The 20,247-nt window shown below is 70.6% G+C and carries 20 protein-coding genes; 5 read left to right on the top strand and 15 right to left on the bottom strand.

Features of this window, described 5'->3' with window-relative positions; translation table 11 throughout:
* Positions 1-6: 6 nt before the first annotated feature.
* The 3 genes from CEP17_RS08980 to CEP17_RS08970 form a co-directional block, all read right to left on the bottom strand.
* On the bottom strand, positions 7-846 hold the full coding sequence (locus CEP17_RS08980; RefSeq protein ID WP_112932006.1) for an exodeoxyribonuclease III: 840 nt from the start codon (positions 844-846) through the stop codon (positions 7-9).
* 136 nt (positions 847-982) lie between these two features.
* The gene (pntB, locus tag CEP17_RS08975; protein ID WP_112932922.1) at positions 983-2,425 is read right to left on the bottom strand and encodes a Re/Si-specific NAD(P)(+) transhydrogenase subunit beta; all 1,443 of its coding nucleotides are present in this window, start codon (positions 2,423-2,425) and stop codon (positions 983-985) included.
* 2 nt (positions 2,426-2,427) lie between these two features.
* Positions 2,428-3,984 (bottom strand): Re/Si-specific NAD(P)(+) transhydrogenase subunit alpha, encoded by a 1,557-nt coding sequence (locus CEP17_RS08970; protein ID WP_112932005.1) that lies wholly within the window; start codon positions 3,982-3,984, stop codon positions 2,428-2,430.
* A gap of 150 nt (positions 3,985-4,134) precedes the next feature.
* Here CEP17_RS08970 and pyrE point away from each other — a divergent pair, with 150 nt between their 5' ends.
* The gene (gene pyrE, locus CEP17_RS08965; protein ID WP_112932004.1) at positions 4,135-4,710 is read left to right on the top strand and encodes an orotate phosphoribosyltransferase; all 576 of its coding nucleotides are present in this window, start codon (positions 4,135-4,137) and stop codon (positions 4,708-4,710) included.
* Positions 4,711-4,780: 70 nt separating this feature from the next.
* On the opposite strand, the gene CEP17_RS08960 is transcribed toward pyrE, so the two are convergent.
* The 8 genes from CEP17_RS08960 to CEP17_RS08930 all read right to left on the bottom strand — a co-directional run bounded on the left by CEP17_RS08960 (position 4,781) and on the right by CEP17_RS08930 (position 10,813).
* Positions 4,781-5,002, bottom strand: a complete 222-nt coding sequence (locus CEP17_RS08960; RefSeq protein WP_112932003.1) for a hypothetical protein — start codon at positions 5,000-5,002, stop codon at positions 4,781-4,783.
* 78 nt (positions 5,003-5,080) lie between these two features.
* A complete protein-coding gene (locus CEP17_RS08955) occupies positions 5,081-5,263 on the bottom strand; it encodes a hypothetical protein (RefSeq protein ID WP_036320403.1) in 183 nt (60 codons plus the stop codon).
* Positions 5,260-5,388 carry a hypothetical protein gene (locus CEP17_RS15330; protein WP_269429771.1) on the bottom strand — a complete coding sequence of 43 codons (129 nt, stop codon included), beginning with the start codon at positions 5,386-5,388 and terminating at the stop codon, positions 5,260-5,262. The genes CEP17_RS08955 and CEP17_RS15330 overlap by 4 nt, the downstream gene beginning before the upstream one ends.
* Before the next feature lie 34 nt (positions 5,389-5,422).
* Entirely contained in the window at positions 5,423-6,640 is a 1,218-nt protein-coding gene (locus tag CEP17_RS08950) for a GDSL-type esterase/lipase family protein (protein WP_112932002.1), read from the bottom strand.
* Positions 6,637-7,446 carry an alpha/beta hydrolase gene (locus tag CEP17_RS08945; RefSeq protein ID WP_112932001.1) on the bottom strand — a complete coding sequence of 270 codons (810 nt, stop codon included), beginning with the start codon at positions 7,444-7,446 and terminating at the stop codon, positions 6,637-6,639. Before CEP17_RS08945 ends, CEP17_RS08950 begins: the two co-directional genes overlap by 4 nt.
* 27 nt (positions 7,447-7,473) lie before the next feature.
* On the bottom strand, positions 7,474-8,787 hold the full coding sequence (locus CEP17_RS08940; protein ID WP_112932000.1) for an MFS transporter: 1,314 nt from the start codon (positions 8,785-8,787) through the stop codon (positions 7,474-7,476).
* 158 nt (positions 8,788-8,945) lie between these two features.
* Positions 8,946-10,007 (bottom strand): LacI family DNA-binding transcriptional regulator, encoded by a 1,062-nt coding sequence (locus CEP17_RS08935; RefSeq protein ID WP_112931999.1) that lies wholly within the window; start codon positions 10,005-10,007, stop codon positions 8,946-8,948.
* On the bottom strand, positions 10,004-10,813 hold the full coding sequence (locus CEP17_RS08930) for an HAD-IIA family hydrolase (RefSeq protein ID WP_036320397.1): 810 nt from the start codon (positions 10,811-10,813) through the stop codon (positions 10,004-10,006). The genes CEP17_RS08935 and CEP17_RS08930 overlap by 4 nt, the downstream gene beginning before the upstream one ends.
* Before the next feature lie 41 nt (positions 10,814-10,854).
* Between CEP17_RS08930 and CEP17_RS08925 the strand changes: the two genes are divergently transcribed.
* On the top strand, positions 10,855-11,817 hold the full coding sequence (locus tag CEP17_RS08925) for an SDR family NAD(P)-dependent oxidoreductase (RefSeq protein ID WP_112931998.1): 963 nt from the start codon (positions 10,855-10,857) through the stop codon (positions 11,815-11,817).
* Between the two features lie 192 nt (positions 11,818-12,009).
* Here CEP17_RS08925 and CEP17_RS08920 read toward each other — a convergent pair whose 3' ends face one another.
* Entirely contained in the window at positions 12,010-12,654 is a 645-nt protein-coding gene (locus CEP17_RS08920) for a metal-dependent transcriptional regulator (protein ID WP_039416231.1), read from the bottom strand.
* Positions 12,655-12,676: 22 nt separating this feature from the next.
* Positions 12,677-13,960 carry an Nramp family divalent metal transporter gene (locus CEP17_RS08915; RefSeq protein ID WP_112931997.1) on the bottom strand — a complete coding sequence of 428 codons (1,284 nt, stop codon included), beginning with the start codon at positions 13,958-13,960 and terminating at the stop codon, positions 12,677-12,679.
* A 196-nt stretch (positions 13,961-14,156) separates the two neighbouring features.
* Here CEP17_RS08915 and CEP17_RS08910 point away from each other — a divergent pair, with 196 nt between their 5' ends.
* The gene (locus tag CEP17_RS08910; protein WP_112931996.1) at positions 14,157-14,810 is read left to right on the top strand and encodes a TrmH family RNA methyltransferase; all 654 of its coding nucleotides are present in this window, start codon (positions 14,157-14,159) and stop codon (positions 14,808-14,810) included.
* Between the two features lie 15 nt (positions 14,811-14,825).
* On the opposite strand, the gene CEP17_RS08905 is transcribed toward CEP17_RS08910, so the two are convergent.
* A complete protein-coding gene (locus CEP17_RS08905; RefSeq protein WP_112931995.1) occupies positions 14,826-16,145 on the bottom strand; it encodes an MATE family efflux transporter in 1,320 nt (439 codons plus the stop codon).
* Positions 16,146-16,306: 161 nt separating this feature from the next.
* Here CEP17_RS08905 and CEP17_RS08900 point away from each other — a divergent pair, with 161 nt between their 5' ends.
* Together CEP17_RS08900 and CEP17_RS08895 are read left to right on the top strand one after the other, a co-directional pair.
* Positions 16,307-18,304, top strand: coding sequence for a M13-type metalloendopeptidase (locus tag CEP17_RS08900; RefSeq protein ID WP_112931994.1), 1,998 nt, complete (start codon positions 16,307-16,309; stop codon positions 18,302-18,304).
* Between the two features lie 89 nt (positions 18,305-18,393).
* Complete coding sequence (locus CEP17_RS08895) at positions 18,394-19,338, top strand: serine hydrolase (RefSeq protein ID WP_239498484.1); 945 nt, start codon at positions 18,394-18,396, stop codon at positions 19,336-19,338.
* A 17-nt stretch (positions 19,339-19,355) separates the two neighbouring features.
* Here the strand turns inward: CEP17_RS08895 and purU are convergent, their stop codons facing one another.
* Complete coding sequence (gene purU / locus CEP17_RS08890; protein ID WP_112931993.1) at positions 19,356-20,237, bottom strand: formyltetrahydrofolate deformylase; 882 nt, start codon at positions 20,235-20,237, stop codon at positions 19,356-19,358.
* Positions 20,238-20,247: the final 10 nt, after the last annotated feature.

Raw genomic sequence — 20,247 nt, 5'->3', positions numbered from 1 at the left:
GCCCGGTCACCAGATCATGGGGCGGTCGTCGTCGTCCGAGCCGTCGAGGTCGAGGTCGACGACGACGGGGACGTGGTCGCTGGGGATCTCACCCTTGCGCTCGTCACGGTGGATGGATGCCGCGGTCACCGCGTCGGCGAACGCGTGCGAGCCGAGGATGAAGTCGATGCGCAGGCCCTCGTTGCGGGGGAAGCGCAGCTGCTTGTAGTCCCAGTAGGTGTAGCCGGTGGGAACCAGCGGCCGCACCGTGTCGCTCAGGCCCGCGTCGAGCAGGGCCTGGAAGGCGGCGCGCTCGGGCGGGGAGACGTGGGTGGTCACGCCTTCGATGACGGTGGGGTCGCCGTTGTCGGCATCCGTCGGGGCGATGTTGAAGTCGCCGGTGAGCGCCAGCGCCCGGTCGGGGTCGGCGGCGAGCGTGTCGGCGGTGTAGCCGCGGAGAGCCTCCAGCCAATCGAGCTTGTAGCGGTAGTGCGGGTCATCGAGGCCGCGCCCGTTGGGTACGTAGAGGCTCCACACCTCGACGCCGCCGATCGTGGCGCCGAGCGCGCGGGCCTCGAGTGGAGCGCCGGGGCCGTCGTGACCCTTCGCGAAGCCGGGCATGCCCGGGAACCCGACCTGCAGGTTCTCGATCGGCTCACGGCTGGCGATCGCGACCCCGTTCCACTGGTTGAGCCCGTGCGCCTCGACGGTGTAGCCCGCGTCTTCGAACGCTTCGTACGGGAACTGCTCGGGCTTGCACTTGATCTCCTGCATCGCGAGCACATCGATGCCCTCGCGGACGGCGAAGTCGACGGTGCGGACGACGCGGGCGCGGATCGAGTTGACGTTCCAGGTGGCGATGCGCATGGCATCCAGCGTATTGGCCCCCGCCGACGCGGCCGTCACGGGCCGCCCGCGTGCACAACTCCTGCTCAGCGTGGCCTCGGTGCCTTCGCAGCCGGGATGGGCGCCGTTCAGGCGGAGTTGTGCACGCGGGTGCGGGTCAGAGCGCCCGCAGGATGTCCTCCACCCGCTGCTTGGCGTCACCGAACAGCATCTGCGTGTTGTCGCGGAAGAACAGGGGGTTCTGCACCCCGGCGTAACCGGAGGCCATCGACCTCTTGAACACCACGACGCTGCGGGCCTCCCACACGTGCAGCACGGGCATGCCCGCGATGGGCGAGCCGGGGTCCTCTGCCGCGGCGGGATTGACCGTGTCGTTCGCCCCGATGACGAGCACGACGTCGGTGTCGGCGAAGTCGTCGTTGATCTCGTCGAGCTCCAGCACGATGTCGTAGGGCACCTTGGCCTCGGCCAGCAGCACGTTCATGTGGCCCGGCAGGCGCCCGGCGACGGGATGGATGCCGAAGCGCACCTCGACGCCGCGCTCGCGCAGCCGCTTCGTGAGGTCGGCGACCGGGTATTGCGCTTGGGCGACGGCCATGCCGTAGCCGGGGGTGATGATGACCGACCGCGCGTCACGGAGGAGCTCGGCGACGGCCGCGGCATCCGTCTCGTGGTGTTCGCCCTCTTCGGCGTCGGCACTTCGGGGCGCCTCGATGCCGAAGCCGCCTGCGATCACCGAGAGGAACGACCGGTTCATGGCCTTGCACATGATGTACGACAGGTACGCACCGGACGAGCCGACGAGGGCGCCGGTGACGATCAGGAGGTCGTTGTTGAGGAGGAAGCCCGCCGCGGCCGCGGCCCAGCCGGAGTAGCTGTTGAGCATCGAGACGACGACCGGCATGTCGCCGCCGCCGATCGAGGCGACCAGGTGCCAGCCGAGCGCGAGGGCCAGCACGGTCACGGCGACGAGCAGCCAGATCGACGGGGTCGCGACATACCAGACGGTCAGCACGACGAACAGTGCCAGGGCGCCGATGTTGAGGGCGTTCTTGCCGGGCAGCATGAGCGGCTTCGACGACATCCGGCCCGAGAGCTTGAGGAAGGCGACGATCGACCCCGTGAAGGTCACGGCGCCGATGAAGACGCCGATGAACACCTCGGCGTGGTGGATGCCGACCAGTTCCTCCGGCAACCCTTCGGCGTAGAGGCTGCCGTTCCAGCCGACGAGCACGGCCGCGAGGCCGACGAAGGAGTGCAGCAGGGCGATGAGCTCGGGCATGCCGGTCATCTCGACCACGCGCGCCCGCCACAGCCCGATGGCGCCGCCGACCAGGACCGCGGCGACGAGGAGGCCGATGCCGAGCGCGGCGGTCGCACCCTCCGACGCGAGGGTGCCGTTCGCGACGACGAGCACGAGGGTGGCGAGGAGGGCGATCGTCATGCCGACGATGCCGTAGACGACGCCGCGGCGGGCAGTCTCCTGTTTGCTGAGGCCGGCGAGGGCGAGGATGAACAGCAGGGCCGCGACGATGTAGGCGGCCGTCGAGACGGACTGGGCGAGCGCGAGGGCCCCGGCCGTCTCGGAGGTGGCGACGATGGTCACTTCTGGTCACCCTTCTGGAACATGGCGAGCATGCGACGGGTCACCGCGAAGCCTCCGAAGATGTTGATGGATGCCAGGAGCACCGCGATCGCCGCGAGCACCTGCACGACGGGGTTCGGCACGACGATCTGGCTCATGGCGCCGACGACGATGATGCCGCTGATCGCGTTGGTCACGCTCATCAGTGGAGTGTGCAGGGCGTGGGCGACCTTGCCGATGACGTAGAACCCGATCACGACCGACAGCGTGAGCACGAGGATGTGCTGCGGCAGGGGTGCGGGCGCGACGGCGCACACGAGGAACAGTGCGGCGACGCCGGCGACGATCAGGCCGGTCTTCGCTCCCGCCGAGAGCCCCTTCTTGGCGGCCGGCGCGGGAGTGGATGCCGCGGCATCCGTCCCGGGCTTCGTTAGCGCGGCAGAGACCTGCACGGGAGGCGGCGGCCAGGTGACGGCGCCGTCACGCGTGACGGTGACGGCGCGCTGCACGACGTCGGTGTCGTCGATCGCGAGCTGCCCGTCTTTGCCCGGGGTGAGGAGGGCGAGGAGGTTCACCAGGTTGGTTCCGTAGAGCTGCGACGCCTGCTGAGGGAGGCGGCCGGCGAGATCGGTGTAGCCGAGGATGATGACGCCACCGTCGGTGACGATGCGCTGGCCCGCCACCGAGCCCTCGACGTTTCCGCCCTGGCCCGCGGCCATGTCGACGATGACGCTGCCGGGCTTCATCGCGGCGACGTCGGCGGCCGTGAGCAGGCGCGGGGCGGCACGACCCGGGATGAGCGCCGTCGTGATCACGATGTCGACGTCGGCGGCCTGGTCGCTGTAGAGCTTGGCGGCCGCGGCGTCGTAGGCGGCACTGGTGGCCTTGGCGTAGCCGTCGGCCGAGACCTCCTTCTGCTCGTCGGGCACGACGACCTCGAGGTAGGTGCCGCCGATCGACGCGACCTGGTCGGCGACCTCGGGGCGGGGATCGGTGGCGCGGACGATCGCGCCGAGGCTCGACGCGGCGCCGATCGCGGCCAGACCGGCGACGCCGGCCCCGGCGACCAGCACCTTCGCGGGCGGCACCTTGCCGGCGGCGGTGACCTGTCCGGTGAAGAAGCGGCCGAACTCGTTCGCGGCCTCGACGACCGCGCGGTAGCCGGCGATGTTGGCCATCGAGCTGAGCACGTCCATCGACTGCGCGCGCGAGATGCGGGGCACGGCGTCCATGGCGAGGGCCGTGACACCGCGGGCGGCGAGGGCGGCGAGCAGGTCGGGGCTGAGCGCGGGGCTCAGGATGCCGACGAGCGTCGCCCCCGGCTGCAGCAGCGCGATCTCGGCATCCGTGGGGGCCGCGACCGACAGGACGACATCGGCGCCCCAGGCCTCGTCGCGGGTGGCGATGGCGGCGCCGGCGGCGGTGTACGCGGCATCCGGGAACGACGATGCGGCGCCGGCGCCGGCCTCGACGCTCACGTCGTAGCCGAGCGCGCGGATCTTGCCGACGGTGGTGGGGGAGGCGGCGACGCGGGTCTCGCCGGGGCGCTCGCGGACGATGCCGATACGGGCCATGGTGCTCCTTCGATCCGGTCGGCCGCAGCGCCCGGGATCGCCCGGGCACCGCGCCGGGTGACGTTCCCGACTCTAGGGTGCGGGGTGGATGCCGCGGGCAGAGATGCTGCGGAAATAATCCCGGTTCTTCGCTTCCGTAGACTCTTCAGCATGACCGCCGCCTCCACGCCCGAGCTCGAGTCCGAGCGTCGCGCCCTCGTCGACCTCATCGCCGCCGAAGCCGTCTTCCACGGCGACTTCACGCTCTCCAGCGGCAAGAAGGCGACGTACTACGTCGACATGCGCAAGCTCACGCTCGACCACCGCGCGGCTCCCGCGATCGGCCGGCTCGTGCTCGACGCGGTGCGTGACCTGAACGCGGATGCCGTGGGCGGCCTCACCCTGGGCGCGGACCCGATCGCGAACGCCGTCATGCACGCGTCGGTCGCCGCCGGCACGCCCGTGGATGCGTTCGTCGTGCGCAAGGAGCCGAAGGACCACGGCCGCGGTCGCCAGATCGAGGGCGCCGAGGTGACCGGCAAGCGTGTCGTCATCGTCGAGGACACCTCCACGACGGGCGGCTCGCCCCTGAAGGCCGCCGAGGTCGTCGCGGCTGCCGGTGCCGAGATCGTGGCGGTCGTCACGGTCGTCGATCGCAAGACCGGCGCGCAGGCGGCGGTGGAGGCCGCCGGCTATGAGTGGCGCTCGATCATCGACCTCGACGACCTGGGACTGCAGGCCCAGTAGCGCGGCGCCTCTAACGGTCCCTCTGGCGCAACGGATTCGGAGATCAGCATCGGATTCGGATGCCGCGAGCTCACGCCTCCGTATCCGTTGTCGGCATCCGATTCTGTTGCGGTGCGCGGCGCGGGCGGTAGCGGAAGAACATGGCGACCCACGCGCCGGCGATGATCAGCTGGAGGGCAAAAGCGAGGGCATACTGCTGCGTCGAGATACCGAGCGCAACTCCGCCACCGACCACGATGACCATCATGATCGCGAAGCTCATCCAGAACAGGAACGGGTTCGGCGTCGTCACTGTGTCCCCTTCGGTCGATGGAGATCGGGCGGTTTCACGCTACGTCGCGGAGCGGCCGAGCTCAAGGCGACGGCGCGCTCAGTGGAAGACGGGCAGCTGCGACGCCAGCGCGAGCACGAGGCCGGCGAGGGTGAGCAGGAGGATGCCGCGGCCGTTGGGCAGCGGGGTTCCCTGCGGCGCATCGCGGCGGCCCCGCACGAAGAGCACGAGTGCGACGATCAGCAGCGCCATCGCGGTCACGACGAAGACGATGGCGATCACTGGTCGCTCCCGTCGCCGCTGTCGCGCCCGCGACCGCGGATGAACTGCACGACGAACACCACCAGCGTCCCGACCAGCACCAGGCCGGTCGAGGCGAACAGCAGCGTCTGCTCGGTCGCGTTCACGATGTCTCCTCCGCCCGTGCGGGGGCGGGCAGTTTCAGCCTAGTCGGGCGCGGGGGACGAGTCCGTCGGCACCGAACACGGCGGCGGCGAAGCGCGCGGCGATCTCGGCATACAGCTCCGTGTCGGGATGCAGGCTGTCGGGCAGCGTGTAGCGCTCCTGGTCGTCGGCGCCGTACAGGCTCAGCCCGTCGAGGTACGCGATCCGTTCCCCGGATGCCGCGCGCACCCGCACCACCTCGGCCAGCTGTCGCCGCGACTCGGTCATGGTCAGCGCACCGCGGGCGACGTCGTCGGCGTCCCCGGCGGCGTAGCAACGGACATGCCCGTCGTCGAAGAACTCCACGTCGGAGGGGCCCGGCGTGTCCTCACTGCCCGGCCACAGGATCGACGACGCCAGCACGATCGGGGTGTCGGGATGACCGGCGCGCACCCGGTCGAGGAAGCCGTGCACCGCGGGCGTGAACGTGCGCTGATCGAACGAGCGCGCGCCCACGATGTTGATGCCCACCTTGAGCGTGATGACGTCGGCGGGCGTGGCGGCGATCGTGTCGGCGACGAACGGATCGAGCATGCACTGCCCGCCGAAGCCGAGGTTGATGAGCGACAGATCGCTCGTGCGCGCCGCGATCACCGGCCACACCCCGGTCGGCGAGGGCGTCTCGACGCAGTGGCTGATCGAGCTGCCGTGGTGGATCCAGACGGGTGCCGGGGAGGGCTCCGCTGCGACCACGGGGGCGTCGGCGCGAAGATCGAGGAGGTCGACGATCATCCCCTGTGGCAGCCAGACGGTCACCGTGCGCGGACCTGGGCCGCCCGCGCCGCCGAGCGCGATCTCCAGCGTCGCGGGTTCGCTCGCGGGCTCGTCGGTCGCGGCATCCCCGATCCACGAGAGTCGACGGATGTCGGTGACGGGGGCGCGCACGACGTGCACCGGCTCGCCCTCGACCTCCACGACCACGTCGTTGACCGGGCCGGCGAGCTCGGCGAAGTGCAGCTGGGTGCACCGCATCGTCAGGCTCAGCGTGGTCGCTGCCGTCGTGAACCGCACGCGCACGCCGCTCGCGTTGGCCGTGATCGCGCGAAGGATCTCGCCGTTCGGCGGGAAGTGCGCCCACGTGCGGCGGGGCAGGCGCAGGGGGCGGATGCCGCGACTGTCATCGACGTCGAGGTGCCCTTCGAGCAGCACCTCGGCGTCTCCGAGGCGCACGACCTCGCCGATGCCGATCCGGGACGGGGTCAGGGGGGTGGTCACGAAGCGGTCCTCTCGGAGTGGGACTGGATGAAGGAGACGGTGCGGGCGATCAGTTCGTCACGCTGAGGCAGTTGCGCCCAGCCGTGGTCGGCGCCGTCCACGACGACGACCACGGCGCGCTCGCCGAAGACGTCCGCCTCGGCGTAACGCTGGGCGTAGCGCACCGGGACGAAGTCGGCCGTGCCGTGCAGCAGCAGGGCCGGGCCGTCGTAGGCCGCGGCTCGCGCATACGGATCGAACGTGAGAGCGTCGGCGCGCATCGCCGGGCCCAGTCGCATCCCGAGGAAGTCGAAGAACCCGTCCGGCCCGTCGAGCGCGGCGAGCGAGCGCCCCTGGATCTGTCCCGAGCGGATGTCGTCGACGAACACGGCGGCCGTCGACCACATCGTCAGCGAGCGGATGCCGCCCGCTCCCGCCTCCGCCGCGACGACCGCGGCGATGACGGAGCCGAGGCTCATGCCGACGAGGTGGAGGTTCTCGGCATCTGCGTCGGGACTCTCTCGCACGGCGCCGAGCACGGCGAACGTGTCCGCGATATCGCCCGACGCCGTCGTGTCGAAGAACTCGCCGTCGCTCTCGCCGTGCCCCGCGCGATCGAACGCGATCACGCCGAACCCGGCCGCGACCAGCGCGCGCGCCAGAGCGACGAAGACGCCGGTGGTCTCCACTCGCGATCCGCCGAAGCCGTGCAGCAGCACGACGGTCGGCCGCGGTGCCGGCTCGGCGCCCGTCGCGGCATCCGGAAGGTAGTGCGTGCCCCGCAGCGTGAGCGAGCGGACCGTGGTCTCGAAGGGGACGAGTCGCATGGGTGTTCTTTCGTCGGGGAAGCCGGTTCAGCGGGCCAGTGTCGCGGCAGACGCGTTCGCGTCGGATGCCGAGACCACGTCCGCCTCGACGTCGAACGCATTGGTCACACCGCGCCGGAACCCGATCCACCCGATCAGGAAGCCTGCGGCGGCCACCACCGAGACGGCGACGTAGACGGCGCTCGGGTTGAGAAGCAGCAGGGCGGGGGTGACGACGTTGAACGCCGCGGTCGCGAAGCGGGCGACGGCGTAGACCGTTCCCTGCGCCGTGGAGCGCAGCATGGTGGGGAAGGACTCCTGCGTCCACACCTTCATGATCGTCTCGAAGCAGAACGCGCCGGCGAAGGTCGTCACGACGACCGAGACGATCAGGGCGGGGAGGGTGAAGCCGAACACCACCGGCACCAGGTTCGCGACGACCACGGCGATCGCCCCGATGACGTAGTAGCTCATCCGGAACCGCGTGTCGGCGACGGCCATGAACCAGACGGCGCCGAGGATGGCGGCGGGCATCGCCAGCAGCGTCCATCCCTGGTATTCGTTCACCGGGATGCCGGCGACGTTGACCGCCACGAAGGTGCCGAAGCTGCCGGCGACGCTGATCGCGATCGAGGCGAGCGTGTAGTAGACGAGCAGGGTCACGAAAGGCCGGCGGTACTGCGGGCGCCCGAAGTCGCGGAGACGGCCGCGCTCGGCGCGGACGGTCTGCACGCCGTTGCGGCGCTCGTCGCGGGCGGCGATCCAGTCCGCCGACTCGGGGATCGTGAGGCGCAGTGCCAGCACGACGAGACCGACGCCGCCGAAGGCCGCGAACATGATGCGTCCGCCGACCTCGCCGAGCTGACCGAAGTTGATGCCGATGAGCACCGCGAGCAGGATGCCGAAGCCGCCGAGCAGATTCGAGAACACGAGGATCTTGCCGCGGTTGCGGTCGGTGGCCGCTTCGGAGATCGATGCGAGAGCCGCGGGGAGGTCGGCGCCGACGCCCAGTCCGATCAGCGCGATGCCGGGCAGGAGAAGGCCGAAGGAGACGCCGAAGAACGGCGTGAGCGATCCGAGCACGATGAGGCTCATCGTCACCAGGAAGATACGGCGACGGCCGAATCGGTCGGCCAGGCGTCCTCCGACGAGCGAGCCGATCGCGACGCCCGCGGTCAGCACGCCCGTCAGCAGGCCGACCTGGTCGGGCGTGAGGCCCGGAGTTCCGGGGACGAACGACTGGAAGAGGACGAGCGCGACACCGATGCCGGTGGTCGCGGCGGCGTCGACGAAGGTCGCCATTCCGCAGACGAAGCCCACCCACCAGGGGTTCGGGGCGGGGCGAGCCGAGAGTGCGCTCATGGTCATACTCCTTTGTACGTGCGGGTGACGAAGGCGGGCGGCGTGCGGGGCGAACCGGGTCCGCCGCCGTCGCAACACAAGCTATACCGATATAGCAAGCGAAGCAAGCATGACTTCGACGCCATCGACCGGAGAAATCCGATCTCGAACGCCGCCGGTCAGACCCGCGGCGCGGCGATCGTGCCGCCGCCGCTCACCGGCATCTCGACGAGCTCGTGCCGAATGCCCTCATCGGGGGAGAGCAGGAGGTCGGCGGCGCGCCGGCCGATCTCGGCCTGCGGAAGGCGCAGAGAGACCAGTTGCGGATCGGTCGCCTCGGCGAGAACACCGCCGTCGAAGGAGACGAGGGACACGTCGTCCGGTACCCGCAGTCCGGCTCGTCGAAGGGCCTGGAACACGCCCACCCCGACCGCGTCGTTGACGCAGATCACCGCGCGCGGGCGCGCTCCTGACGCGAGCAGACGCTCCGCGGCATCCCGCCCGTCGTGCACCGTCCAGTCGTCGTCCACGGCGACCTCGCCGGCGAGCTGCGTGCCCGCGGCGGCGAGCTGAGCGCGGATGCCCTCCAGTCGGCGGGGGAGCGCGACCGGACCCCACTCGTGCCACGCGCTGCCGCCGGTGCGGCCGGGCGCGAGCGTGCCGACGAACCAGATGTCGCGATCGTGGCCGGCCTCCTGCAGCAGCCGGGCCGCCGTCGCGCCCGCGGCGCGCTCGTCGGGGACGACCGAGCTGATCGCCGCATCGTCGGCTTCGCAGTTCATGAGCACCAGCGCGGTGTGCCGCGCCGACGCCGGAGGCATCACGCGCCGCGTGAACATCGACGCGTACAGGATGCCGTCGATGTCGCGCGCGACGAGATCGTCGAGGAAGCGGCGCTCCATCTCGGCATCGCCCTGCGTGTCGACGGTGAACAGCAGCAGCCCCGCCTCGCGCAGGCGCTCCAGCGCGCCGCGCACCATCGAGTTGGCGAAGGAGGTCGAGCTGACGAAGTCCGATACCAGGGCGACCGTGCCCGAGCGGCCGGTGCGCAGGGTCTTCGCGGTGACGTTCGCGCGGTAGCCGAGCTCGTCGGCTGCTCGACGGACGCGGGCCATCGTCTCGACGGACAGGCGCTGGTCGAGGCGGCCGTTCAGCGCGAACGAGGCCGCCGAGCGCGACACACCTGCCCTCTCTGCGACCTCGGTGAGGGTGACCCGCCGACCGGAGCTGCGCTCCGTCACAGCCCCTCGGGCATCTCGGACTCCGCCGGCTCATCGGCCAGCAGATCGGCCACCGAGTCGACGATCTCGTCGGGGCGGAACGGATAGCGCTCGATCTCGGCGTCGTCGGAGATGCCGGTGCGGACGAGAATCGTGTGCAGGCCCGCTTCGATGCCGGCGACGACGTCGGTGTCCATGCGGTCGCCGATCATGCCGGTGTTCTCCGAGTGGGCGCCGATCCGGTTCATCGCGGAGCGGAACATCATCGGGTTCGGCTTGCCGACCACATAGGGGGCCTTGCCCGTCGCGTGGGTGATCAGCGCGGCGAACGAGCCGGTCGCCGGCACGATGCCGCTGGGGGTCGGGCCGGTGGCGTCGGGGTTGGTGACGATGAAGCGCGCGCCGTTGTTGATGAAGCGGATCGCCTGGGTGATGCGGTCGAACGAGTAGTTGCGCGTCTCTCCGATCACGACGTAGTCGGGCTGCGTCTCGGTCTGGACGTACCCCGCTTCGTGGAGCGCGGTCGTCAGGCCCGCTTCGCCGATGACGAATGCCGTGCCGCCGGGGTGCTGCGAGCGCAGGAACTCGGCCGTCGCGAGAGCGGAGGTCCAGATGCGATCCTCGGGGACCTCCAGCCCCGAGATGCGCAGCCGCGCGCTCAGATCACGTGGTGTGTAGAACGGGTTGTTCGTCAGCACGAGGAACGGCGTGCCCGCGTCGCGCCACTGCTCGAGAAGCTCGGCGGCCCCCGGGATCGGCTTGTTTTCGTGGACGAGGACGCCGTCCATGTCGGTGAGCCAGCATTCGATATCGGCGCGTGTCCGCATGGGGCCAGCCTAGCGGGGCGATCCGGCCGTAGTCTCGACGCGTGGCACGCGACGACTGGGACCCGACGACGCTCCCCGACCTCTCCGGCAGACGCTACCTCGTCACCGGGTCGACGGCGGGGCTCGGCTTCTTCGCGTCGTTGCAGCTCGCCGAGGCGGGCGCCCACGTGATCATGACGGGGCGCAACCCGAACAAGCTGGCCACCGCACGCGTCGCCGTGCGGCGTCAGGTGCCGGATGCCGAGATCACGACCCTCCTGCTCGACACGAGCAACCTGGGCTCCGTACGCGCCGCCGCCGCGACGGTGCGCGGTCGTGCGGGGCTGCACGGGCTTCTGCTGAACGCCGGCGTCGTGCACCCGCCGCGCCACCGCGAGACCACCGCCGACGGGCACGAGGTGGTCTTCGCGACGAACGCCCTCGGCCACTACGCGCTCGCCGGCGAGCTGCTGCTACCGCTCGCCGCCGGTCGAGGTCGCATGGTGTGGGTCGGGTCGATGTCGACCGCGATGGGCAACTACGACCCCGTCGACCCCGAGCTGGCGACGAACTACTCGCCGTGGCGGGCCTACGTGCAGTCGAAGGTCGCGACGACCGCTCTCGGCCTCGAGGCCGATCGGCGCCTGCGGGCCGCGAACGTGCCGATCGCCAGCCTCGTCGCCCATCCCGGGTACGCGATCAGCGGACGCACCCGCGGCATCCTGGGCATCAACGAGCCCACGCGGATGACGCGCTTCGTCGACAACCTGCAGGCTCCGATCACGCAGTCCAAGGAGCGCGGAGCGTGGCCGCTCGTGCGGGCGCTCGTCGATCCGGAGGCGATCGGTGGCCAGTTCTGGGGGCCGTCGCGACTGGTGGCCGGCCCGCCCGCACTCGGTCAAGCCAGCAAGCTGGCCCGGCGCGAAGACATCGCCACCCGACTCTGGGACTACTGCGAGCACGCCACCGGCATCACCTGGCCCTACCTCAAGGCCAGCCGTCCGCGGCGCCTCTGGCGGCGCTGAGACTGCCGGCCAGCCCCTCCGCGCCACGGTCGCGATGCCCCCCATCGCCCCCGACCGTGTCCCACTTATAGCGGGGCGTGTCCCAGATTGTGCGGTGTGGAGGCCCCGGAGGGGACGGCTTTTGGGACATCCCCGCGGGGGGGGGGGGGGGGGGGGCAGCCACGCCCGGGCGAGGGCGGGGCGCAACCGGGGTCAGGCGGTCAGCCAGACTGCACCGGCCGCGCCGGCGGGCAGCGTCACGGTCGCGCCGTCGTCGACGCGGACCACGTCGGCTCCCGCGACCACGAGGCGGTGCCCCACATCGATGCCCGCTCCCTCCAGCGCGCGCAGGAGCTCGGGGTCACGGTCGCTGACCCGCAGCACCTCACCCGCGTGCCCGAGCTCGGCGGCCGACAGCAGCACGAACGGCAGGCGGTGGACGTTGCCCTCGGCATCCGGGATCGCGTCGCCGTGCGGGTCGAAGCGAGGATGCCCGAGCCGCTCTGCGATGCCGGCGAGCAGGCGGTCGCTGATCGTATGCTCAAGCACCTCGGCCTCGTCATGCACCTCGTCCCACGCGTAGCCGAACTCCTGCACCAGCCACGTCTCGATCAGGCGATGGCGACGGATGATGGATGCCGCGCGCAGCCGGCCCTGCTCGGTGAGCGCGACCGGCCCGTACGGACGGTGGTCGACGAGACCCTGTGCGACGAGCTTCTGCACCATCTCCGTGACCGTCGACGGGGCGAGCTTCAGCTCGGCCGCCAGCTGCGACGAGGTGATGAGCGCGGGCTGCCACTCGGTGTGGTGGTAGATCGTCTTCAGGTAGTCGTCGATCGCGACGGAGTTCGCAGCCACGCTCTCAGGCTACCGGCCGTGACTATCGGCCCGTCAGCACGAGCCACAGCAGCAGTGCGTTCAGAGCGATGAGGAACACCGACGCGACGACACCCGCAAGGGTCGTCCACCAGCGGTTGCGGTGCACCCCCAGCACGTCGCGGCGGGCGGTGAGGGCGACGAGCGGCACGAGCGCGAACGGGATGCCGAAGCTCAGCACCACCTGGCTGAGGATCAGCGCCCAGGTCGGGTCGGCCCCGAGCGCGAGGATCACGATGGCCGGCACCAGCGTGACGAGGCGCCGCGCGATCAGCGGCACGCGCACGCGCAGCAGGCCGTGCATGATCTCCGCGCCGGCATAGGCGCCGACGGCGGTGCTCGCCAGACCGCTCGCGAGCAGGCCGATCGCGAACATCGTCGCGACGGCGCCACCGAGGCCCGCCGACAGTGCGGTGTACGCGCCCTCGAGGCTGTTGGTGCCTTCGACGCCGGCGAGGTTGGCGGCGGCGAGCAGCAGGATCGCGAGGTTCACCGTGCCCGCGACGACCAGGGCGATTGTGACGTCCCACCGGGTCGCGCGCAGCAGGCGTGGTGTCGCGACGGCGCGGTCGGCGGCGCGCGCGCCGACCGCGGAGAAACGGTCGCGGGCGAGGGCGCTGTGGGCATAGATCGCGTGCGGCATGATCGTCGCGCCCAGGATGGATGCCGCGAGCAGCACCGACTCCGATCCCTCGAATCGAGGGATCATGCCGGCGGCGACGCCCGCGGCATCCGGCGGGGCGATGAAGACTCCGTAGGTGAAGCCGATCGAGATCACCACGAGCAGACCGATCACGACGAACTCGAAGCTGCGGGCTCCGCGGCGCTGCTGGATGAGCAGCAGCGCGATCGAGACGGCCCCGGTGATGAGGCCGCCGACGGGCAGGGGCACGCCGAAGAGCAGCCAGAGCGCGACGGCACCGCCGATCACCTCGGCGACGTCGGTGGCGACGGCGACGAGTTCGGCCTGCAGCCAGTAGGCGCGGCGCGCCCAGGGATGGCGCAGGCGGTCGCCGAGGGTCTCGGCGAGGCTCTGTCCCGTCACGATGCCGAGCTTGGCGGACAGGTACTGGATGAGCCACGCCATCGCGTTGCCGAGCACGACGACCCAGACGAGCAGGTAGCCGAAGCGCGCCCCCGCGGTCATGTTGCTCGCGACATTGCCGGGATCGAGGTAGGCGACGCCGGCGACCAGCGCCGGTCCCAGCAGCCATGCCGCACGGCGTGCTCGCGACGGCGCGGCATCGTTGTGCGCGGCTCGAACCGTGCGACCGGGCGTCTCCAGCATGGGCGAGAGATTTTTCGGCATGCCGAAAAATTACCAGAGATTTCGGGAGGCCGAAATATTGCAGGCGTGGGGCGGTGTGCGCGTAACTCCGCCTGAGTAGCGGGAAGTGCCTGCGCGACGCGCTTTCCGGCAGCCTCAGGCGGAGTTACGCAGGGCGGCCGGCAGGCCGGACGATCAGGGTCGGTAGCCTGGAGCGATGACCGAGCGCACCGCCCCCGAGCTCGAGGATGAGGCGGCCGAGCCGCAGCTCCCCGTCGGGGTCGGGCCGTGGCCGGGCGGCCCGCCGGCGTGGCCCGACGATCCGCGCTACGACCGGGAGCTGCTCGCGGCCGGCGATCGACGCAACGTCGTGGATCGCTACCGCTACTGGACGATGGCGGCGATCGTGGCCGATCTCGATGAGCACCGGCATCCGTTCCACGTCGCCATCGAGAATTGGCAGCACGACATGAACATCGGCTCGATCGTGCGCAGCGCCAATGCGTTCGGCGCCGCCGAGGTGCACATCATCGGCAAGCGGCGGTGGAACCGTCGTGGCGCGATGGTCACCGACCGTTATCAGCACGTGCGGCACCACGAGGACGTCGCCGCATTCGCCGCGTGGGCCGAGGATGCCGCGATCCCCGTGATCGCAGTCGACAACGTCGACGGCTCGCTGCCGGTCGATCGCGCCCAACTGCCCGAACGCTGTGTGCTGCTATTCGGTCAAGAGGGGCCGGGATTGTCGGCCGAGGCGGTCGCGGCGGCATCCGCCGTCGTCGAGATCACCCAGTACGGGTCGACGCGCTCGATCAATGCGAGCGCGGCGGCCGCCGTCGTGATGTACGAGTGGTGCCGTCGCTGGGCGTGACAGCACGCAGGCCGCTCACGCCCCGGCGGAGACCCACTGCGGCCGCCGCACGCGCCAGGCGAGCGTCGCGAGCCGCGCCAGCATGTACACGCCGAAGAAGCAGACGGCGAGCCACATCAGGCCGACGGCCCCGGTGGGATGCACCAGCCACAGCACCGCGAGGGCCGGCAGGTACGGGACGAGGTTGAGGCCGCCCGCCGCCGCGAGGTAGCGCACGTCGCCGGCTCCCATCAGCACGCCGTCGAGCACGAAGACCACGCCGCACACCGGCTGCGCGGCCGCGAGCACGAGAAGCGCGGGCTGCACGAGCGCGGCGACCTCGGGTGACCCGGTGAACACGAGTCCGATCCCGCCCGACAGCGCCGCGATCGCAGCGCCCACGATCACGCCGAACCACACCCCCCACGCGACGGTGCGGCCGAGTACACGGCGGACGAACGACTCATCGCCGGCCCCGAGGCCCCGACCGATGAGCGCTTGCGCGGCGATCGCCAACGCATCGAGCGCGAAGGCGGCGGTCGAGAAGATCGTGAACGCGACCTGCCACCCGGCCAGCTCATCGGTGCCCAGCGCGGTCGCGGCGAACACGGTCGCGAGAAACGCCGCGCGCAACGACACGGTGCGCAGGAACAGCCAGCCACCCGACGCGGCCGATCCGCGCAGACCGTCGCGCTGCGGACGCAGGGATGCCGAGTGCCGCTGCGCCAGTCGGCCGATCACGACCGCGTAGGCGCCGACCATGCCCCACTGTGCCGCGACGGTTCCGGCGGCCGACCCGGCGATGCCCCAGCCGAACCCGTAGATGAACAGTGCGTTCAGTGCCGCGTTCAGGGCGAAGCCGATGCCCGCGATCCACAGCGGCGTGACGGTGTCCTGCATGCCGCGCAGCAGCCCCGTCGCCGCGAACACGATGAGCATCGCGGGAAGGCCCCACATCGACAGCTGCAGGTAGATCAGCGCCTGGTGGGAGACGTCGGGCGTCGCGCCGAACAGCGCCACGAGCGCCGGAGTCGCCAATGATCCCGCGATCGCCAGCACGACGCCCAGACCGAGAGCGAGCCAGAGTCCGTCGACACCGGCGCGTACGGCATCGGCATGATCGCCGGCGCCGAAGCGACGAGCCACCGCGGGTGTGGTCGAGTAGGCGAGGAAGACCATGAGCCCGACGATCGTCTGGAGCACGGCCGATGCGATGCCGAGGCCCGCCAGTGGCACGACGCCGAGGTGTCCGACCAGTGCGGCATCCACGATCAGGAACAAGGGCTCTGCGACCAGCGCACCCAGGGCCGGCACCGCCAGCCGGAGGATCTCGCGGTTGAGGGTCGACGCGGGCATGCGTCGAGCCTACGGGGGGCGGACGACGCGGGCCGCGGGAGGGGGACGTGTCGACGCGCGGCGCGCGCTCGGCGACCGACGGTGCTCGGGCAACGACCCCCCGGGCGAACGGGTGGTGAACTCGGATCGTGGGAACAGAAGCGGCGCGTATCCTGTACGGCATGACCGCCCCCACCCTTCGCTCGGGTATCGAGCTGTCCGCGTTGAGCCCCGGCATCCGTCCTCAGGACGACCTGTTCCGGCACGTCAACGGAGCCTGGCTGGAACGTACGGAGATCCCCGACGACAAGGCGCGTTGGGGCTCGTTCCACCTGATCGCCGAGCAGGCCGAGAAGGACGTGCGGGCCATCATCGAGGAGTCGACGACGGCGGAGCCGGGCACGGAGGCGCGCAAGATCGGCGACCTGTTCGCGAGCTTCATGGACACCGAGCGCATCGAGCGGCTCGGGGCCGAGCCCCTCGCGGCCCAGTTGGCCCGCGTGGACGCCATCGACTCCATCCCGGCGCTGCTGCGCACCGTCGGCGAGATGGAGCGGGAAGGCGTCGGCAGCATGATCGGCGTCTACATCGAGCCCGACCCGGGAAATCCCGAGCGTTACGTCGCGTTCTTCGTGCAGTCCGGACTGTCGTTGCCGGACGAGAGCTACTACCGCCTCGACAACTTCGACAAGACCCGCGTCGCCTTCCGCGACTACGTGCAGACGGTCCTCGGCCTCGCCGGGGTGGGTGCGCAGGGTGAGGATGCCGGGCGGCAGGCCGACCGCGTGCTGGCGCTGGAGACCGAGCTGGCGACCCACCACTGGGACAACGTGCGCACGCGCGACGCCGTCGCCACGTACAACCTCATGACGTGGGATGACGTGCAGCGGCTCGTCGGCGTCGACCTCGCGCCGTGGCTGGATGCGGTCGCCCCTGGACGCCGCGACGGCTTCGCCGACATCAACGTGAACGAGCCCAGCTACTTCGAGGGCCTGGGTTCGCTGCTCGTCGAGGATCGCCTCGAGGACTGGAAGGCGTGGCTGCGGCTGCACATCGTGCGGGCCTCCGCGGCGTTCCTGTCGTCGGACTTCGTCGACGCGAACTTCGCGTTCTACGGCACCGAGCTCACGGGCGTTCCTGTCAACCGCGAGCGCTGGAAGCGCGGCGTCAGCTTCGTCGAGGCGGCGATGGGCGAGGCCGTGGGCAAGGTCTACGTCGAGCGTCACTTCCCGCCCGCGGCCAAGGAGGCGATGGACGAGCTCGTCGCGAACCTCATCGAGGCCTATCGGCGTTCGATCGAGACCCTCGAGTGGATGACCCCGGAGACCCGCGGCCGTGCCCTCGAGAAGCTCGACGCGTTCACGCCGAAGGTCGGCTACCCCGTGACGTGGAAGGACTACTCCGCGCTCGAGGTCGACGGCGCCGATCTGATCGGCAACGTGCGTCGCACGAACGCGTGGGAGCACGAGCGGCAGATCGCGAAGCTCGGCGCCCCCATCGACCGCGACGAGTGGTACATGACGCCCCAGACGGTCAATGCGTATTACAACCCGCTGATGAACGAGATCGTGTTCCCCGCGGCGATCCTGCAGTACCCGTTCTTCGAGCTGGACCGGGATGCCGCGGCCAACTATGGCGGCATCGGCGCCGTGATCGGCCACGAGATCGGCCACGGCTTCGACGACCAGGGGTCGGCCTTCGACGGCACCGGTGCCCTTCGCGACTGGTGGACGGATGACGACCGCGCCGCGTTCGAGCAGCGCACGGGTGCCCTCATCGCCCAGTACGACGAACTCGTGCCGCAGGGTCTCGCCGCGGAGCACCACGTCAACGGCGCCCTGACGATCGGCGAGAACATCGGGGATCTCGGCGGACTCGGCATCGCGATCAAGGCCTATCGCCTGTCGCTCGGCGCCGACACGACCGACGAGGATGCCGATGGTCCCGTGATCGACGGCTACACCGGCATTCAGCGGCTGCTGCTCAGCTGGGCGCAGATCTGGCAGCAGAAGGGTCGCGAGGCCGAGACGATCCGCCTGCTGACGATCGATCCGCACTCGCCCAACGAGTTCCGCTGCAACCAGATCGTTCGCAACGTCGACGAGTTCTACCGTGCGTTCGACGTCACCGAGACCGACGCGCTGTGGCTCGACGCCGACCAGCGCGTCACCATCTGGTGACCACGGCGTCGCCGGGCCGGCGGTCGTCGGCCCGGCGCCAGGGTCACGACGCCGGCGCCGGCGAGAACATCGAGGACGGAGCATCTCGCGTGGACAGTGCAGGTCGGGCATCGTCGACACGTCGAGGTGAGGTGCGCGCGCAGCGCAGCGAGGCGCGTGGCGAGCGGGCGTCGACCCGACGCTCGCCGCGACGCTCGTCCGGCCGTGCGCGTTCGTTCGCCACCGCGCTCGCCGCACTGGACGCCGTCGCCGCGGCAGGGGCGCAGGTGTCGGTGTGCGTCACGGATCTGGACTCGGGCGAGACGGTGCTCGCGGGTGACGCCCACCTCGTGCTGCCCGTCGCCGGCATCGGCGTCGTTCCGCTGCTGATCGAGGTCGCGGCGCAGATCGACGCGGGCACGCTCGATCCCCTGCAGATCATCGAACGCAGCTCGGTGGCGCCGGTCACCGTCGGCGGCCTCTGGCATCGGTTGGCGGCTCCCGCGCTTCCGGTGCGCGATCTGGCCGTGCTCGCCGCGGCGGCATCCGACGCCGCCGCCGCCAACGCGCTGCTGGAGCGCGTGGGGCTGGAGGCCGTCCGCGCGCGAGTCGAGCAGATCGGTCTCGTGAAGACCGCGCTCATCGACGGTTTCCGAGACGAGCGCGGGCCCGACGACGCACCGCACGTCGGTCTCGCGTCGACGGGGGAGCTGGTCACGCTGTTCGCGGGGCTCGTCAACGCTCAGGTCGTCTCCCCGGCGGTGAGCGCGCAGGTGTCGGAGTGGCTCAGCCTCAACCAGGATCTGGCGCTCGTCGCGGCGAGCACCGCGCTGGACCCCTTCGCGCACGACGACGACCGCCACGGCCTGCTCTTCGTCAACAAGACCGGTCGCGGCGACGGCATCCGCGCCGAGGCCGGCGTGATCGCGGGCCCGCGCGCCGGTGCCGCCTACGCCCTCATCGTGTGCTTCGACGACCTGTCTGTGGCGCACCGGCTGCGCGCGCACGAGGCCTTCCGCGCTCTCGGGCTGGACCTCATGGAGTACGTGTACTGACGCCCGCTCGGCAGACGTCAGAAGACGATCGTGTGGTTGCCGTGACGGATGACGCGATCCTGCGCGTGCCACAGCACCGCGCGGGAGAGAACTTGGCGCTCGACGTCGGCGCCGCGCCGGGCGAACTCGGCGGATGACTCGGCATGGGTGACCCGCACGGTGTCCTGCTCGATGATGGGACCCTCGTCGAGGTCGCCCGTCACGTAGTGCGAGGTCGCGCCGATGAGCTTCACGCCGCGCTCCTTGGCCTTCTTGTAGGGCTCGGCGCCGATGAAGGCGGGCAGGAACGAGTGGTGGATGTTGATCACGGGCACACCGAGGCGTTCGAGGAACTCGGGCGAGAGGATCTGCATGTAGCGCGCCAGCACGACGAAGTCGACGTTGCCGACGAGCAGCTTCAGGATCTCTTCCTCCGACGCCGATTTGTCGGGACCCGCGACCGAGGGCACGTGGAAGAACGGCACGCCGAAGCTGCGGACGTCTTCGGCCGTCGTGGTGTGGTTCGAGATGACCATCGGGATGGTGACCGGCAGGTCGCCGCGTCGGTGGCGCCACAGCAGGTCGAGGAGGCAATGGTCCTGCTTCGACGCGAGGATCGCCATGCGCTTGGGCACCGACTGATCGGTCAGCGACCATTCCAGATCGAAGTCGGCCAGGGTCTGAGCGATGTCCGCCTCGATCGCGGGACGCTCCAGAGCGAAGTCGGGGCGATGGAAGACGACCCGCTGGAAGTACGCGCCGCCGCGATGATCGTCGGAGAACTGGTCGAAGGCGACGATGTTGCCGCCGATGCGGGTGATCATCGCCGACACGGCTGCGACGATGCCGGGCTTGTCGCTGCCGTGCACGATGAGGCAGGCGTGGTCGGCGGGAAGGTGGGGATCGTGCACGGGAGCCATGGATCGATTC

Origin of the sequence: Microbacterium sp. PM5 (genome assembly GCF_003293595.1) — a bacterium.
Lineage (GTDB): Bacteria > Actinomycetota > Actinomycetes > Actinomycetales > Microbacteriaceae > Microbacterium.
Note: the sequence above shows the minus strand (reverse complement) of the source record. Positions and strands in the feature narration are given on the sequence as shown.